General features: G+C 54.0%; 14 protein-coding genes. All 14 read right to left on the bottom strand.

Annotation, left to right across the window (positions count from 1 at the left end):
• Positions 1 to 36: 36 nt before the first annotated feature.
• Positions 37 to 1,569, bottom strand: a complete 1,533-nt coding sequence (locus tag G5B47_RS08380) for an HAL/PAL/TAL family ammonia-lyase (protein WP_165096775.1) — start codon at positions 1,567 to 1,569, stop codon at positions 37 to 39.
• Positions 1,562 to 2,668 carry a DUF917 domain-containing protein gene (locus G5B47_RS08385; RefSeq protein ID WP_165096778.1) on the bottom strand — a complete coding sequence of 369 codons (1,107 nt, stop codon included), beginning with the start codon at positions 2,666 to 2,668 and terminating at the stop codon, positions 1,562 to 1,564. Before G5B47_RS08385 ends, G5B47_RS08380 begins: the two co-directional genes overlap by 8 nt.
• A gap of 139 nt (positions 2,669 to 2,807) precedes the next feature.
• Complete coding sequence (locus G5B47_RS08390; RefSeq protein WP_165096780.1) at positions 2,808 to 4,472, bottom strand: urocanate hydratase; 1,665 nt, start codon at positions 4,470 to 4,472, stop codon at positions 2,808 to 2,810.
• Between the two features lie 21 nt (positions 4,473 to 4,493).
• Positions 4,494 to 5,429 carry a nucleoside hydrolase gene (locus tag G5B47_RS08395; protein WP_165096783.1) on the bottom strand — a complete coding sequence of 312 codons (936 nt, stop codon included), beginning with the start codon at positions 5,427 to 5,429 and terminating at the stop codon, positions 4,494 to 4,496.
• An 18-nt stretch (positions 5,430 to 5,447) separates the two neighbouring features.
• Entirely contained in the window at positions 5,448 to 6,125 is a 678-nt protein-coding gene (locus tag G5B47_RS08400; protein WP_165096784.1) for an ABC transporter permease, read from the bottom strand.
• Positions 6,106 to 7,140 carry an ABC transporter ATP-binding protein gene (locus G5B47_RS08405; protein WP_165096787.1) on the bottom strand — a complete coding sequence of 345 codons (1,035 nt, stop codon included), beginning with the start codon at positions 7,138 to 7,140 and terminating at the stop codon, positions 6,106 to 6,108. Before G5B47_RS08405 ends, G5B47_RS08400 begins: the two co-directional genes overlap by 20 nt.
• Positions 7,141 to 7,237: 97 nt before the next feature.
• Positions 7,238 to 8,170, bottom strand: coding sequence for a glycine betaine ABC transporter substrate-binding protein (locus G5B47_RS08410; protein WP_165096789.1), 933 nt, complete (start codon positions 8,168 to 8,170; stop codon positions 7,238 to 7,240).
• 50 nt (positions 8,171 to 8,220) lie between these two features.
• Positions 8,221 to 8,862, bottom strand: a complete 642-nt coding sequence (locus tag G5B47_RS08415; RefSeq protein WP_165096792.1) for an ABC transporter permease — start codon at positions 8,860 to 8,862, stop codon at positions 8,221 to 8,223.
• A 373-nt stretch (positions 8,863 to 9,235) separates the two neighbouring features.
• Positions 9,236 to 9,976, bottom strand: a complete 741-nt coding sequence (locus G5B47_RS08420; protein ID WP_165096795.1) for an IclR family transcriptional regulator — start codon at positions 9,974 to 9,976, stop codon at positions 9,236 to 9,238.
• Positions 9,977 to 10,245: 269 nt separating this feature from the next.
• The gene (locus tag G5B47_RS08425; RefSeq protein WP_165096798.1) at positions 10,246 to 11,172 is read right to left on the bottom strand and encodes an aromatic acid exporter family protein; all 927 of its coding nucleotides are present in this window, start codon (positions 11,170 to 11,172) and stop codon (positions 10,246 to 10,248) included.
• Between the two features lie 185 nt (positions 11,173 to 11,357).
• On the bottom strand, positions 11,358 to 11,969 hold the full coding sequence (locus tag G5B47_RS08430) for a HutD/Ves family protein (protein WP_165096800.1): 612 nt from the start codon (positions 11,967 to 11,969) through the stop codon (positions 11,358 to 11,360).
• Positions 11,970 to 11,977: 8 nt separating this feature from the next.
• Entirely contained in the window at positions 11,978 to 13,291 is a 1,314-nt protein-coding gene (locus G5B47_RS08435) for an amidohydrolase family protein (protein WP_165096803.1), read from the bottom strand.
• Positions 13,292 to 13,343: 52 nt separating this feature from the next.
• Positions 13,344 to 14,606 carry a Zn-dependent hydrolase gene (locus tag G5B47_RS08440; RefSeq protein ID WP_206107298.1) on the bottom strand — a complete coding sequence of 421 codons (1,263 nt, stop codon included), beginning with the start codon at positions 14,604 to 14,606 and terminating at the stop codon, positions 13,344 to 13,346.
• On the bottom strand, positions 14,581 to 15,876 hold the full coding sequence (hutI, locus tag G5B47_RS08445) for an imidazolonepropionase (RefSeq protein WP_165096805.1): 1,296 nt from the start codon (positions 15,874 to 15,876) through the stop codon (positions 14,581 to 14,583). Before hutI ends, G5B47_RS08440 begins: the two co-directional genes overlap by 26 nt.

A 15,876-nucleotide genomic window follows, 5' to 3' on the forward strand; every position in this document is an offset into this window, starting at 1 on the left:
TCCTTCTGCACAACCCGCTATGTGGATAAAAGCCTATTAACCCTGCCGCACCGCTGCCACCCATTCCCCGTCCTTGATCAGCCTGTACGCCGCCTCGATATCCTTCGTCTGGATGCGGTCGGCATCCAGAAACGGCACGGCGGAGCGGAGCAGCCGGTAGGCCGTCTCCGTTCCCCGTCCCAGCTTAACCCCTCCGCGCAGGTCGATGGCCTGTGCGGCGTGAATGGCTTCAATCGCCAGCATATAGGTCAGCCGGTCAATGATCTCCCTTGTCTTGGAGACGACAAACGGCGCGTTTGTACCGTGGTCCTCGATATCTCCCGCCAGCGACATATAATCGGCGGATGCCGGGTTGCTCAGATGGCGGATTTCCGCATCCAGCGAAGAGGCCGTCTTCTGGACAGTGCCGAAGCCGATTGAGCGCTCCGCATCCGGCGTCAGAAAGCGGCTGAGGCCGGTAAAGGCCGGGTCGCCCAGTTTAAGGATGCGGTAGCAGGAGCTTTTGGCGACATGATGCAGGGCGCTGCCCAGCATCTCGAAGCCGAGCGTCCAGACCACGGGATCAAAATTGGCGCAGGATAATATGCGCCGCTCTTCCGCCAGCACGCACGGATTGTCGTCCGTGCTGTTCAGATGAATCTCCAACAGCTCCCTGGTATAGGCAAGCGCGTCACGGGCGGCGCCGTGGATCTGGCAGGCATCGCGGAAGCTGAGCGGGTCCTGCAGGGAGTCCGGATTATACGCCTCCCAAAGGCCGCTGCCGGCAAGATTCTTACGGACATTCGCCGCGCTTGCAAGCTGCCCCCGGAATGGGCGCTTGCGGTGAACGGCTTCGTCCAGCGGGCTGACATTGCCGCGAATCGCCTCCAGCGACAGGGCGTACACCGTATCGGCAGCTTCCAGCAATCCGGCCAGATCATACAGCGCCAGCGCGCCGTTCCCGGCGGAGAGCGCATTGGAGCTGACGATGGCCAGCCCGTCCTTCGGCCCCAGCTGCAGCGGAGCCAGTCCAACCTCCGCGAGCGCCTGCTTGGCCGGCAGGCGGCGTCCGCCAAGCTGCACCTCCCCTTCCCCGATCATCGCCAGACCCAGGTGGGCGATCAGAGTGATATCCGCGGCGCCCACCGAACCGCGCAGCGGCAGAACGGGGTGAAGCCCCAGGTTGAGGAAGTCGGCGTAGCGCGCGGCGATTTCCGGCTGCGAGCCGGTAGCTCCGGCGAGCAGGCCATTCAGCCGGGCGAGCATCGCTGCCCGTACCACCTCCTCCGGGGCCTCGGGCTTGATTCCCGCGCTGTGGGACAACAGCAGGCTGCGGTTGTAATCTTCATACAAGCCGGGAGAAATGACTTTGTCTTTATTCCAGCCAACGCCCCGGTTCAACCCGTATACGGGCAGTCCTCCCTCCGCCAGCTCGAATATAACCTGCCGCGCTTTCTTCAGCCGTTCCCAGGCGCTCGGCGCAATTACAACCTCCCGGCGGCCCCGAGAAACGCTGTCCACATCGGCCACACTAAGACCGGTTCCGTCCAGCACCAGAGCGCTGCCGGAGAGCGGGCTTCTCTCAGGCATGAACCTGCTTCTCCTTACCGAAGGCGTAGCTCTGGAGGTCGATCCCCAGCACCTCTTCCACTTCGGGATAGACACTCGGGTCCTTGACACTGGAGCTGAGCGGAACATTCGATTTGTCGATGACAAACACGGCAATCTCCTGCCCTTCCTTAAGATCCCCTACACTGACCGGACGGCCTGTGGCCAAATCGATGGTCGTAATGACATCAGGGAAGGTGGTCAGCCGTGTGCCCGACCGATCGTCCACCGCCATATATTCGTTCATCACGTGCAGGGTCAGCGAACTCCCCGGAATTTCCACTTCAATGGTGCCGATATCAAAAGCGCCGGAATAGTGCACATTTTTCTTCGTCACTGTACCTTTGCCGACAATTCTGCCCTTTGTATGGCGCACGATCGTGTCAAGCACCGCCTCCGGGCCGTCCGGCTCGGCCGCAAGGATCGCCCTCCCCAGCTCAATCGCAATCGAGATGCCGCCCAGCGCGGCATGCTCCTTGATATATTTCGCCGGAAGCGGATGGCGCGCCGCGGCGATGAAGCCGCCGGCCATGTCCGACGCGGTGCGCAGAATGTTCGAGGTCCGCGCCGGAGTCCCTTTAACGACCAGCTCAATGTAGCTGCCCAGCTCCGGCTTGCCGCCGGCAACCGCCTGAACCGTCTCGTAATCAATGGACGAGGCGAGGCCGAGCGAGCCCATTTTGCCCGTGGGATGGGCACGGATGTCCCCGGTGGCGTCCACAACGACAAGGCCGAGCGCGGCTGCGGGCAGCCAACCGTTGATCGTGCTGGACATTCCGTTCTGCGGCGTCATAACCCCGGCAATTTTGCCGTCATAGTGGTCGATGACCAGCTGCACGGCTTTGATATAATCCTTGCCGAGCATCTGCCAATCGCGGCCCGCCGGTGCGCCGATGGCTGTGCAGGTCAGAATAATGGCGACTTCCGGCAGCTCATCGACCGACACCAGCTTCGGACGGCCCACGCTGAGCGCGGCGTGACCGATATCCAGGCCGTGGTCCACCCAGCCGCCCCCGCCGCTGGCAAATACCGAACCGCCTCTAACCGCAGCGTTTACATCATCTCTCGTTAACTCTCTCATTTACCCCATTCTCCTTCTGCGGCAAGCCGGACGCAGCAGTACAAAAGGCATTCATCCGCCTATTTCCAGCGCTTTTTTCGGCTCGCCGCCGTTATTTTTTTGCACATGTATTCGTCGGCCACTGTCGGCCGGGCAAAATTTAGTCCGCCACAATCTCTTCGTGCCTGCCGGTATCGATTCTTGCGATTCCCTTGCGTTCCACCTCGTCCAGCGACTCCTCATATCCGGCATCCGCATACCGGAGCACGCCCAGACCGGTGTCGTTATCGAGTGCGGTCCGCAGGCGTAGATCGCTCTCCTCCTTGCCGTCGGCGACAATGGTAACGCCGGCGCTCGTCATGTACCCCGCGTAACCACCGCCGCCGGAATGAATAGCCACAAGATCGGCCATGGAGGAGCAGTTCAGCATCGCGTTCAGAAGCGGCCAGTCGGCAATCGCGTCGCTGCCGTCCTTCATTCGTTCCGTCATGATGTTCGGGTGGGCCATGGCGGCCGCATCCAGATGGTCGCGCGAGAACGCAACCGGACCGCTCAGCTTGCCTTCGCGAACCATCTCATTCACGGCCAGTGCCAGCCTGCTGCGGTCGCGGTGGCCGAACCAGCCGATCCGGGCAGGCAGCCCTTCGACCGGTACGTGAACATTCGCCAGCTTGATCCAGTTCGACACGATCTCGTTGTCGCTGAATTCCCGCAAAATATATTCGTCGATCGTCCGGATGTCCTGCGGGTCGCCGCTGAGGGCGATCCAGCGGAACGGGCCGATGGCCCGGGCGAACAAGGGCCGCAGGAAGGCTTCGGTGAAGATGTCGATGTCAAAAGCGTTAGCGATGCCGTACTTCACCGCCTGCGAACGGATGTTGTTGCCGTTATCGAAGACGACCGAGCCGCGCGCCTTGAATTCCAGCATCGCTCCGACTTCAGCCGCAATTGACGTTCCGGCGGCATCCTGAAGTCCGGCGGGGTCCGTCTTGCGGGCCGCCGCCGCAGCGGCGGGGGTATAGCCTCTTGGGATATACCCGTAGAGCAAATCATGCGCGGAGGTCTGGTCCGTCACAATATCCGGCAGAACCCCGCGAGCCAGCAGCTCGGGGTACACGTCGGCGGCATTGCCGAGCAGGCCGACCGACAGCGCCTCTCCGTTGCTCTTCGCCTCTTCAATCCAGGCCAGCGCTTCATCCAGGCTTGCGGTCTTGCGCTGCAAGTACCCCGCCGCAATGCGCTTGTCGATCCGTTCCTCCGCGACCTCCACGCATAAAATCGCCGCGCCCGCCATCGTTCCGGCCAGCGGCTGAGAACCGCCCATACCGCCAAGGCCGGCGGTCAGAATGAAACGGCCCTGCAGGCTTCCGCCGAAATGCAGGCGGGCAATGCTCTGGAAGATTTCATATGTTCCCTGGATAACACCCTGGGAACCAATGTACTGCCAGGCGGCTGCGGTCAGCCCTCCCCAGATGATCAGACCTTTGTCCTGCAATTCATAGAAGTTCTCGCTGGTCGCCCATCGGCCCACCAGATTGCAGTTCGCCATTACAACGAGCGGAGCCTGGCGATGCGTGCGGAAGACGCCGATCGGTTTGCCCGATTGAATGACCAGCGTCTCGTCCTCTTCCAGATTCTTCAGCGTGTCCACAATGGCTCTGTAGGACGGCCAGTTCCGCGCCGCTTTGCCCAATGATGCATAGACAATCAGCTCCTTCTGGTTCTCGCCGTTCTCCAGCACATTCTCCAGCATCCGCAGCAGCGCTTCCTGACGCCACCCCTTGCAGCGAAGCTCTCCTCCTCTTGCCGCCGTAATTCTGCTCACGGCTATCCCATCCTTTCTGTTTCAATCTCTCTCCACGCTTAAAAATTTGCCTGTCATCCAGTCCCAGAACCGATTGCAGTCGATATCAACCGCAACGCTCACATTCGGTTCTTTTCCCGTAACATTGTTGAAGTCCGCAACAGTCATGCCGCGGGTTACCGTTCCTTCGGTCTCAACCGTCATTACATACCGGTTCAGCGTAACAAGCCCGGGAACGACCAGGCTGGCCAAAGCGATAGCATCATGGACATTCGGCGGATCAAAGCCGAACTGCTCGCAGCGGCGCAGCATAAAATCGAATATCCGGGCGGCCAGGCCGGCAAATTTGTTGTCCAGCCGCTTGACGGTTTCCACAACCGCAAGCGGAAGCTGCGGCTTCAGTGTCACATCCAGCCCGACCATCACCAGAGGAATGCCGGACTCGAACACGATTTTCCCGGCGTCCGGATCGACATACAGATTGAACTCGGAAGCCTGGGTCATGTTCCCGCCCCGGAGCGCGCCGCCCATTATCGTAATCCGCTTGATCAAAGGGACAATATCCGGGTAGCGAAGGATGGCCTCGGCAATATTGGTAAGCGGGCCGACAGCGACAATTTCAAGCTCGCCTTCCATGGCAGCGGCATGCTCATAGATGGTGTCAGCCGCATCCTTCCCGTAAAATGACCGGTTCGACTTCGGCACAATAACATCCCCGAGTCCGGTTGCTCCATGACTGATCGCGGTATGCAGCTCCTTGGTAAGCGGCTGCGCCGCTCCGATCGCAACAGGAATGTCAAAGCCAAGATAATCCACAATATTCAGGGTATTGCTGCTTGTCAGATCGACTCCGACATTTCCGGCGACGGCGGTGAATACTTTGATCTCCAGCACCTCCGTGCTCATCAGCGCGCAGATAATGGCAATGGCATCGTCCGTGCCGGTATCGACATCCATGAGTAAAGGAATTTTGTTCATGAGAATCTGCTCCCGGCTTTACGCCGCCTCCGTTTTTCGCAAATACTGTTCGCCTCGCGCCCGTTTCATCGCCCGTTTTTCAAAGAACAGAAGAATCCGGTTGGCGATCAGGGACAGCGCCGAGGCCAGAATCGTTCCCCATATGATCTTGTATGCGAAATTCATGCGGAGACCGTCAAACAGCAGCGTGCCCAGACCTCCCGCTCCAATCATGGCCGCGATGGTCGCCATCCCGATAGCGGAAATGACCACCAGCCTGAGGCCGCCGAGCAAGGCAGGCATGGCAAGCGGCAGCTGCACTTTGAAGAATAGCTGCGAAGCGCTAAGCCCCATCCCTCGCCCCGCTTCCAGCAAGAACGGATCGACCGATCTGAAACCTGCGAGAATATTTCTCACCAAAATAAATTGGGTATAGACGACCAGCACGGTAACGGCTGTGGGGATGCCGAGCCCGAGAAGCGGGATCAGGATCGCAAAAAAGGCCAGGCTCGGAATGGCGTACAGCGCTCCCAGCACAGCCAGTACAATCGTTGCCAGCTTGTGCGAACGATAGAGAGCAAGGCTGAGCGGCATGGCGATCAGGATCGAAATAAGCAGCACAAGCGTAACGATTTGCAGGTGCTCAAGCGTCATCGCGAGCATTTTGTCACCATATTTGGCGAAGTAGGCCAGAAAATCAGCGATGGATTGGAGCATGAATGTTCACCTTCTCACCGTTTCGGCTTGGGCTGCCCGTCTGAGCCCCGTCAGCTTGGGATTGCAGCAGCCCGTTTAACTGATCCCACGCGATCTCGCCGACCGGCTGACCGTCCGCATCCTTCACAATGATCGACTTCCTGCCGCTTTCAAAAAACTTTGACAGCACACTGTCGAGAAACTCGTCCTTGCCGATATAAATATCCGAATCATCCGGGTCCCTTGTTAATGGCTGCACAGCGGTTTCTGCTTTCAAAATCTTGAGCCGGTTGATGATATTCTCGGAAGCTACCAATTGCGCCACAAATTCATTGGCCGGATGAAAAAGAATATTGTACGGCGTGTCAAACTGCTGGACTTTGCCCTGGTCCATAATGATGACTTTGTTGCCGAGCTTAAAGGCTTCATGAATGTCATGCGTGACAAAAAGGATCGTTTTGTTCAGTTTTGTCTGAATACGGATCAGTTCATCCTGCAAATTCTGTCTTGTGATCGCATCAATCGCGCCGAACGGCTCATCCATCAGCATAACCTGAGGATCGGCAGCCATGGCCCGCGCCAGCCCGATTCTCTGCTGCTGCCCGCCGGATAGCTGCGAAGGATACCTCTCCCTGTAGCTCTCGCCCGGCAGTCCCACCAGTTCCAGCAGCTCATCCACGCGGGCATTGATTTTCTCCTTGCTCCAGCGAAGAATTTTGGGCACGGTAGCGATGTTGTCCGCCACGGTCATATGCGGGAACAACCCGATTTGCTGAATGACATAGCCGATTTTCCTCCGGTAGTCCTCTACCTTCAGTTTTTTAATATTTTCGCCATAGAAGAAGATATCGCCCGAAGTGCTCTCATAGATCCGGTTGACCATTTTTAACATCGTGGTTTTGCCGGAGCCCGACGTTCCAAGTATCGTGACAAAATCGCCCTCATTTACGGTAAGACTGACACCGGAAACGGAGTCGGCCTCCGCATGGGGGAACCTTTTTCTTATATTTTTAAATTCAAGCGCTATCCTGCTCACTGAAGATCAACCCTTTCCACCTGACAACCGCCAAGAAAAAATGAAAACCACTACCCGAAGCGATACGTGGTTTTCATTTCCTATTGGGTTCGTAATCTTATTTGTCCGCTGCCGCTTTCACATCGGCTTTGATGGTCTCGAAATAGTCGCCCGCGACTTCTTCATACTCTTTTTTGTCGATATCGACGGCGGCGTTTAGCTTGATAATCGTTGGGTTGTCAAGCTTCGCCGACACGGCGTTCAGAATGGTCGCCACCTTCGGCGAATCCTGTACTACGCTCTCTCTGACCACCGGCGCCACATAATAAGGAGGCCACAGATGTTTGTCATCATCCAGCACGACGAACTGCGGATCGACCAGCGAACCCTCTGTCGTGTAGGCCACGGCCAGATCGGCCTCGTCATTTTTAAGCACCTGATACTTGATGCCGTCGTCATAGACCTTTGAGGATTTGAAGTTGAACTCTCCGTAGACTTTTTTCAGGCCGATCAGTCCATCCTCGCGTTGATCAAACGAACCGTTGGAAGCATATCTGATTTTGTCCGTATTCTTCTGCAGATCGGAAATCGTCTTGATGCCGTATTGATCCGAAGCTTTCTTGGTGATAACTAGACCCTGCGAGTCATTGATATTGGCCTGATCGAGCAGGTCGAGCTTGAACTTGTCTTTGTACTCGGCTGCAACCTTGTCGTACACTTGCTTGGCGTCAAACAATGCCGGTTCCTTCAAAATCACCGTTAACGCCGTTCCGGTATATTCCGGGTATAAATCGATGCTGCCTTTCAGCAGCGCCTCGTGAGGCCCTTGCCCGCTGATGTTAAATTCTCTCTTCACCGAAAATCCGTTGTCTTCGAGCGCTTTTGCGTAAATCTCGGCAAGAACCAGCGACTCCGTGAAATCTTTGGAGCCTACCGTAATGGCCGGGCCGCTTGCGCTTCCCTTGGAGCAGCCGGCGAGCGAGAGCAATGCAGAAAGGACGACAATAGCCAGTAGCGAAGTGGTGAATATGGACTTCATGGATTTTTTCATATGGTTTTCTCTCCCCAACTAAAAATATTTATCAGTTCTACCGCCCAATCTCAGTTCAGCCACAAATGTCTCGTAAGTCTCTTCTGGGTAATGGCAAGAATGACGTCCGCCGCTATGGACAGGATCGCTACCGACACCCCCCCGACAAGTAAAATAGCTGTGCTTGGCACCTGGAGTCCGATGATGATCAGCTCCCCTAGACCGCCGGCGCCGATATAAGCGGCCAACGCTGCGCTCGCAATCACTTCCACCGCAGCCGTTCTTATTCCCGTGATAATCATGGGAAAAGCAAGCGGAAATTCAACCGTGAACAGAATCCTGCGCGGGCTCATCCCCATCCCTCTGGCCGCCTCGATAACCGAAGGATTGATCCCCGTGAAGCCAATGCTCGTGTTGATTAAAATCGCCGGAAAAGCAAGCAGCGTCAACGCAAATATGGCGGGAGCCAGCCCTGTTCCGAGCACCGGCATCATCACGACGAGAACGGCGAGGCTCGGAATCAGGCGAAAAATGTTAAACAGTCCCTGGACTGGCTGGGACAGCTTCAAAAACTTGGCGCACAGTACCCCGAGTGGAACAGCGATCAATATGCCAATGGTTATAACCGCAAGACTGATGCCGATGTGCGTCAGTACGGCTTTAAGATAGACGTCGTGATTCTTGGACAGATATTCGAGCATCTGATCAATCAATCCGGGTCACCGCCTTCAAACTAAAATGGCGAAAGCAAATGATGCCGTTTGCCGCGTGATGTTGGAGCGTCGACATCGCCCGGTTACCGGGATTGTTACACGAAGAGGAAGGATGGATTTCATAGCCGTAGAACACCTCACAAATATGTAGTATTCAAATCAATATAATATGAATTAGGGTGAAGATAAATCACAAACACCATGAGATGCTTGTGATAAGCGCCTGGAAATTTCGGCTTGATACGAATGATTCATCCATAATCAAGGATTATTTATTAACATATGATAATCAAATTCCACATTTCAATATTATTATTCATTACATCATTTTGTCAACTATTAATTCTAGTATTTTCGTCGGAATTTCAAAAAATCACTGTACAGCCCCCATCCGCCGCGACAATTCGGCCGCAGCCTGCTTCACCGCTTCAACGATAACCCCTTCCCGCTCCGGGCTGCAGCGGAAGCTTGGGCCGGCTACGGACAGGCTGGCTACCGCATGGGCGTGACCGTCCGTAATCGGGGCGGCGATGGCGAATACATCGGGATCCACCTCGCCTTTGGTGATGATATATTGGTGAGTCCGTGCCGCTTCAAGCTCCGCTTCCAGGCGTGATCTGTCCTCTGCATCCTCAATGGTCTGAAAAATCCGCTGGGCGACCTTGTCGCTCTCAAAAGCAAGGATACATTTGCCTGAAGCACCCAAATGCAGCGGCAGAATCCGTCCATTCTCGATAGAGAACTGGATCAGGCTGTTGCTTTTGACATTCTGGATGCACACGGCATTATTGCCGGTCCGCACGAACAGCACCGACGTTTCCTGCACCTTCTCCGTCAGCTCCTCCATAATCGGCAGCGCCAGGGGCAGCAGGTCCCGCTGAAACTGCAGGTTGAGGCTCCTTGCCAAATCCAGAATCCGCAGCCCCAGCGCGATCCGGCTTCTCCCCCTTCTCTCCACAATGCCATTCTGCTCCAGCGTCTGAAGAAACCGGTAAGTGGTGCTCTCCGGTATCGAGACCTTCTCGGCAATCTCGCTGACCGTAAGCGTATCGCCGGCTTCCGCCAAGGCGAACAGAATATCCAGCGCGCGGCTGAGCGTTTGTGTTCCGTTCATTTTCTGCACCTTCCAACGACTCCTCTATTGTCCATTGCAATCATGTCTCACGATTTGAGAAAAAAAGACCTCCCGCATTCGGAGGCCGCAGAAAAAATCCGTAAAAACATTTATCACTCTATTGTATCAATGAGCGATTAGATTGTGAATATCCTCGTAGTCGCCACATCAAGGATCGCCGGCAAGTCCCTGACGGAAAGCAATAAAAGCCCCTGCCGAAAGCAGAGACTTCAGTGAAAATAAAAGGTGACACTTAAGTATACGATTCGTCAAATGGTCGCAATGAATCGTTCCAATTCATTGGCTATCGTGTATAGACTGGCTCGGTTTTCAAATTCTTTCCTGGTTTCCGGCAGAGGCAGGGTCTTGTGATAATCCCTAATGCTGCGAAGAGTTTCGTGAAACTCCGCGGTTTGCTTCCGTTTATTCAGCCCTTCGCTCAATTCGCCAATGAAATTGCCGATTCGTATGCCTTGTTCCGTCTTTACGGTGTAGGTGGAGATGGAGGGCAGCATCCGCTCCAATATCTCATACTGCTGACGTTTATTCACCAAATATTCCCCATAAACGTTGTCTTTGCGCAACAGATTGTTCTCCGTATCCAGCAGTATCAAACTCTTTGCCTTTTGCAGCGAATCGGAGAGTTCCAGCATCTCCTTTCCGTCCCAATGAGTACGACCCTCTTTCAAATAGGCTGCGATCTCGTTTAATGTGTCGGTAATAAGCTCATCCACCTCTTCCTTCCACCGATTCAGCTCTTTATCGATGCTTGGCATATACCAATTAACCAGCAGCGCCATCCCAAGGCCGATCACAACCACAAGAAATTCGTTCAGAAAGAAGGAAGCCTCCACCTTTCCGTGCATATAGACATGCATGACGATGACGGAGCTACTTGCGACCCCCTCTTGAATCCTGAATCGTACACATAGCGGAATAAACAACATTAGAAGCACAAGAAATGCATAAGGGTGGTAGCCGATCAGCAGAAATAAAGCACTAGAGATAAAGAGAACGGATACGCAGGCAAAAAAACGGCTGTATGCAGCATTGACGGATTTCTTTCGGGATTGTTGAATACAAAGCAAGGTCAGAATGCCTGCGGCTGAATAATAATCCAAATGAAGCGTCTGGGCCAGTAGCACGGAGAGGCTGACGCCCACCGCAGTTTTGATGGTACGAAACCCGATTTTCATCGCCTTTACCCGCGAATCGGATTTCCCAAAGGGACCTCAATATTCATTGCCGGAACGTGATGCTGAGCAACATGTATCCCGGTTTCTCCTATGATACTTTCCTGAGTATCTGTTAGCATTTGAACACCTCTTTGTAATTCGGGAATCAGTTCGTAGTTGTCCACTTCCATGACGTGAAAACAATGTCATTCTTTATAGATCGTTATCCGGATTGCATGAACAGTTTCCACTAATGGATAAACGGCATTAGTATAATGAATATGCGAAAGAAGGGCATCGTTTCGTTTACTGTAAACAAGCAAATCTCCAGGTTTTAACAAAGTGGCAGCATGCTCATCCATCGAAATATTGATTTCCCCGTCCACGCAGTAAATGCATTCGAAAATATCCGTATTCCGAAGGGCTGTCTCATACTGCAGCGTTTCACAGGTATATTCTTCGATGGGAACTGCCTTCAGCTCGCCTCCATATCCAGGAGCCAGCATGACATTCAAGTCCTCTCCCGTGCCAAAACATCGTGTTGTCCAGTCTCCACTAAAGCTGTCCTTCTCGAAAGGTTTTAGTTTGGACGTATGCCGATCCAGGTGCTCAAGGTCAAACTCCCCGGCGGTTGCCATAAGCAATCTCCAATAACCAGGAAGATGAGTATAGGAGGTTTGCTCCGCTTCCATCGTGGCCGTACTGATTCTCCATATAAAGTTACGCTCTGCGTACTCGGCATTTTCGGGGTAAATCGCCAGTTCGGTAGTAGTTCCGCCCGGCCATTGCGCGGTTTTCCGATCATCGGCCCGGATCACATTAACCCTCATTTCCATTTCTCGAACAACCGATCAACCTTATTCACGATATCTTTTTCCGCAACTGTCTTAAGCTCCCCGTTTTCGACGATGACTTTTCCATGGACCACGACATCTTTAATGGCACTAGGCTGCATAGAGTACACGATGTTGGCAAACAGTTCCGTTTTGGGGGAAAGGGAAAGATCGTTCACGTCGAGGGATACGAAATCGGCTTGATATCCTTCCCGGATAATGCCGACAGGAAGACGCAGAAGCTCCCCTCCAACCTTGGTCCCCATGTCGAACACTTGCTTCGCGTTAATGCAGGTGCCGTTCAAACGGGTCACTTTTTGCAGCAAGGAGCACATACGCATTTCTTCGAAAACGCTGATCCGATTGTTGCTGCATGCGCCGTCGGATCCCAGCGTTATGCGGACCCCTGCATCCGCTAAATCGGGAATCCGGGTCACACCGTCCGACAGGAACATATTGCTCGAAGGGCAATATGCCAGCGCCGATTTCCGTTCTCCGAGCAGCCGAATTTCGGAGTCGTCCAGCCAAACGAGGTGAATGGCAATCATTCTTTCGTCGACAACACCCAGATTGTTCAGATAGTGAACAGGTCTCAGATTGTACTTCTCCAGCGTTTCCTCTACTTCGAACATTTCTTCCGCCACGTGGATATGAAACGGTGTATCCAGTTCCTGCGCCAGCCTGTGACCGGCTTTGATCATTTCCGGCGATGCCCCGTGCGGGCTATGCGGAGCGGGATGCACAGTCACCATCGGATGACCTTGATATTTCTTCGCAAGATTTCGCGTTCTTTGAACTGCGTCCTGAACGGTTTCCCGGTAGCTCACCGGCGCACCGTCCCAATCGTACATCGTACGTGCGAACACCAAACGAATGCCCAAATCTTGCGCCGCTTGGATGACCGCTTCGTCCGTCGCGGTACCGCCGTTATGAACATAAAAAAAGTCGCTGACCGTAGTGACACCGTATTTCAACATTTCACCGAAAGCAAACAACGCTCCGGTATAAATGGCTTCTTCGTCCAACAAAGGAGTGTACTTGTATAGCGCCTGATCCCGCCATTCCAGAAAAGGACGGTCGACGGCCATTCCTCTAAGCAAGCTTTGGAAGGAATGGTTATGCGCGTTAACAGTGCCGGGAACGATGGCTTTACCGCTCCAGTCGATCCTGTCGATATCCGGATACTTGGCCTCCAGAGCCTCTTGTTCCCCGACTTCCTTTATCCTGCCATTCTCAACAAACAGGGCAAGGCCTTTGCGGAACGTCTCTTTATAATAGATGTAATCGGCTTTATAAAGCTTCGGCATCTCATTTCCCTCCTATGTTTTGCGGCAGAGCAAACAATTCGTCTGCTTTGGCTTAATGGTCCAATCTTCGGTCCAATTCCAAAATGGTATGCAAGAGAACGTCGGCAACTTTCTCGATATCCTCCATGCGGCTTTCTTCGTCCGGACAGTGGCTTTTACCGCCGATGCTCGGGACGAACAGCATTCCGCTTCTTGTAATGGAAGCCATATGGGTCGCATCATGGCCCGCCATGCTGCCGAGCAAATAAGCCGGAAAGCCGAGCGATTTTGCCTGTCTCAGACTGGCTTGAACGATCTCTTCATCCATAGGAGCAGGATCTTGATCCAGCATGATTGTACGTTTTACGACCGCGGAACGCATCCTCTCGGTCTTCCCGATCCGGCTTTCCCAGGCCATAAGGACCTCCCGGATTTCTTCACGTGTTTTTCCGCGAATTTCGACAATAAAAGCGACTTTCTCCGGGATGATATTAGCCGCGTTGGGGGATACGGTCATCCTACCTACCGTACCGACAACCTCGCTCGCCGGGTGGCTCCGGCACACATCTTCCAATGCCAGCACGATTTCGGACGCTGTCGTCAAAGCATCGTTCCGATCCTCCATCAAGGTTGTCCCCGCATGGTTGGCTTCGCCGGAGACAACGACCTCCTCACGATAAATACCGGTAATCGACGTTACGACCCCTATGGGAATATTCCGGTTTAACAATCGTTTTCCTTGTTCGATATGCACTTCAAGAAAAGCGCTTAATTCCCCCGGCCTGCGGACAGCGTCCTCGAAACGATCCGGGTCTCCACCTGCGCTTCTTAAGGCTTCCGCGAGCAATTGTCCTGCCGGATTGGTTACGCCGACGATATTTTCCCGTTTCAGCTTGCCCGTAACCGCCCGGCTGCCGAATGTGGACAACCCGAACGGATTAGGTTCCTCGGCGCTGAACGATACGAGCTCCAGCGGGTGTCTCGTTTCAATACGATGTTCATTTAATATCCTCATGACTTCAAGCGCAATCAATACGCCAAGCGCCCCGTCATATTTTCCGCCATTTGGAACCGTGTCGATATGAGACCCGAAGGCGATAGCCGGCAGGGAATGCTCCCTGCCCGGACGCTTCGCCCAAATATTAGCGGCCTGATCCACTCTAAGTTCCAGCCCCAATTCTTGTAGGCGGTCTTTCAGCCAATCCCGTGCTTCCAATTCGGCCGGAGTAAACGTTGTCCTGTCCAATCCGCCGTTTCCATTACTGCCGAACCGGGCCAACTTATGAATACTGTCCTCCAAACGCGCCGGATTAACGCGAAGCTGCGAAATTTCCAAGCAGGCTCCCCCCTTGAACAACGACTTTTCCGTTCTTGATGACCGTATCGACGAGATTGACGGCAAAGTTGTATTGCAGCGTCTGATAATTCGAAGCTTGAAAGAGGACGAGATCCGCCGTTTTTCCAACCTCAATGCTTCCGATCCGATCCGCTAGTCCAATGGCATGTGCCGCATTGATGGTAGCCGACGCTAGCACTTCCGCAGGCGTCATTTTCATCATCAGGCAAGCGGCATTCATCACGAACGGCATAGATTGCGTAGGGGAAGAACCAGGGTTGCAATCAGTGGAAATGGCAATAGCCACTCCGGCATCGATCATCGCACGGGCGCGCGCTGGTTTTTCCATGAGGAAAAAAGCCGTCCCTGGCAATAGTACGGCGATCGTACCACTTTCAGCCAAAGCCTGAATGCCCTCATCGGATGCCTGAAGCAGATGCTCCGCAGAGACCGCGCCGACTTTGGCAGCCAGCTCGGCGCCGCCGATCCGAACGATTTCGTCGGCATGAATTTTCGGCAGTAAGCCGTATCGTTTTCCGGCCTCCAAAATCTTCTCTGACTGTTCGACGGTGAAGACCCCTTCTTCGCAGAACACGTCACAAAATTCTGCCAGTCCTTCCCTGGCAACCACGGGAATCATTTCTTCAATTACCAGATTCACGTAAGCGTCGGGATTATCTTTATACTCGGCCGGAATAGCGTGGGCTCCCATGAATGTGGAAACAAGGTCGATCGCATGGATACTGTTTAGAACTTTTGCGGCTCTAAGCTGCTTCAATTCATCCTCTACCGTCAATCCGTATCCGCTTTTGGCTTCAACCGTCGTGACGCCGTATTGAAGGAAACGGTCCAATCTCCGGCTGGCTTGTTCAACCAATTGCTCCATGGTTGCTTCTCTGGTACTACGGGTGGAACTTAATATTCCGCCGCCTTGTTTTAAAATATCTATATATTTAGCCCCTTGAAGCCTCATCTCCAGCTCTTTTTCGCGGCTTCCCGCAAATACGAGGTGGGTATGGGGATCAATGAGCCCCGGAGTGACAATTTTTCCCGAAGCCTCGATCGTTGTGGCGGCTCCATTCAGGGATTCCAGATATTGTGCCGCTTCCTGATCGGAGCCTACAAAAGAAATTTTGTCGTTCTCCAGGATAATGCTGCCGTTCTCGATTACGCCGATTTCGGACATCTCGTTGCCCTTTTTGGGCAAATGGCTTGCCCCTTTCATCGTCACAACCTGGTCCGCACATTTGATGTAGGTGACCGATTTCAT

This window comes from Paenibacillus apii (assembly GCF_011043685.1).
GTDB lineage: Bacteria > Bacillota > Bacilli > Paenibacillales > Paenibacillaceae > Paenibacillus_AQ > Paenibacillus_AQ sabinae.

What these genes read in the sequence shown, in the direction of transcription:
- G5B47_RS08385 (WP_165096778.1), bottom strand. Translation starts at nt 2,668, where the DNA reads ATGAGAGAGTTAACGAGAGATGATGTAAACGCTGCGGTTAGAGGCGGT.
- G5B47_RS08395 (WP_165096783.1), bottom strand. Translation starts at nt 5,429, where the DNA reads ATGAACAAAATTCCTTTACTCATGGATGTCGATACCGGCACGGACGAT.
- G5B47_RS08435 (WP_165096803.1), bottom strand. Translation starts at nt 13,291, where the DNA reads ATGCCGAAGCTTTATAAAGCCGATTACATCTATTATAAAGAGACGTTC.
- hutI (WP_165096805.1), bottom strand. Translation starts at nt 15,876, where the DNA reads ATGAAATCGGTCACCTACATCAAATGTGCGGACCAGGTTGTGACGATG.
- G5B47_RS08380 (WP_165096775.1), bottom strand. Translation starts at nt 1,569, where the DNA reads ATGCCTGAGAGAAGCCCGCTCTCCGGCAGCGCTCTGGTGCTGGACGGA.
- G5B47_RS08420 (WP_165096795.1), bottom strand. Translation starts at nt 9,976, where the DNA reads ATGAACGGAACACAAACGCTCAGCCGCGCGCTGGATATTCTGTTCGCC.
- G5B47_RS08410 (WP_165096789.1), bottom strand. Translation starts at nt 8,170, where the DNA reads ATGAAAAAATCCATGAAGTCCATATTCACCACTTCGCTACTGGCTATT.
- G5B47_RS08400 (WP_165096784.1), bottom strand. Translation starts at nt 6,125, where the DNA reads ATGCTCCAATCCATCGCTGATTTTCTGGCCTACTTCGCCAAATATGGT.
- G5B47_RS08425 (WP_165096798.1), bottom strand. Translation starts at nt 11,172, where the DNA reads ATGAAAATCGGGTTTCGTACCATCAAAACTGCGGTGGGCGTCAGCCTC.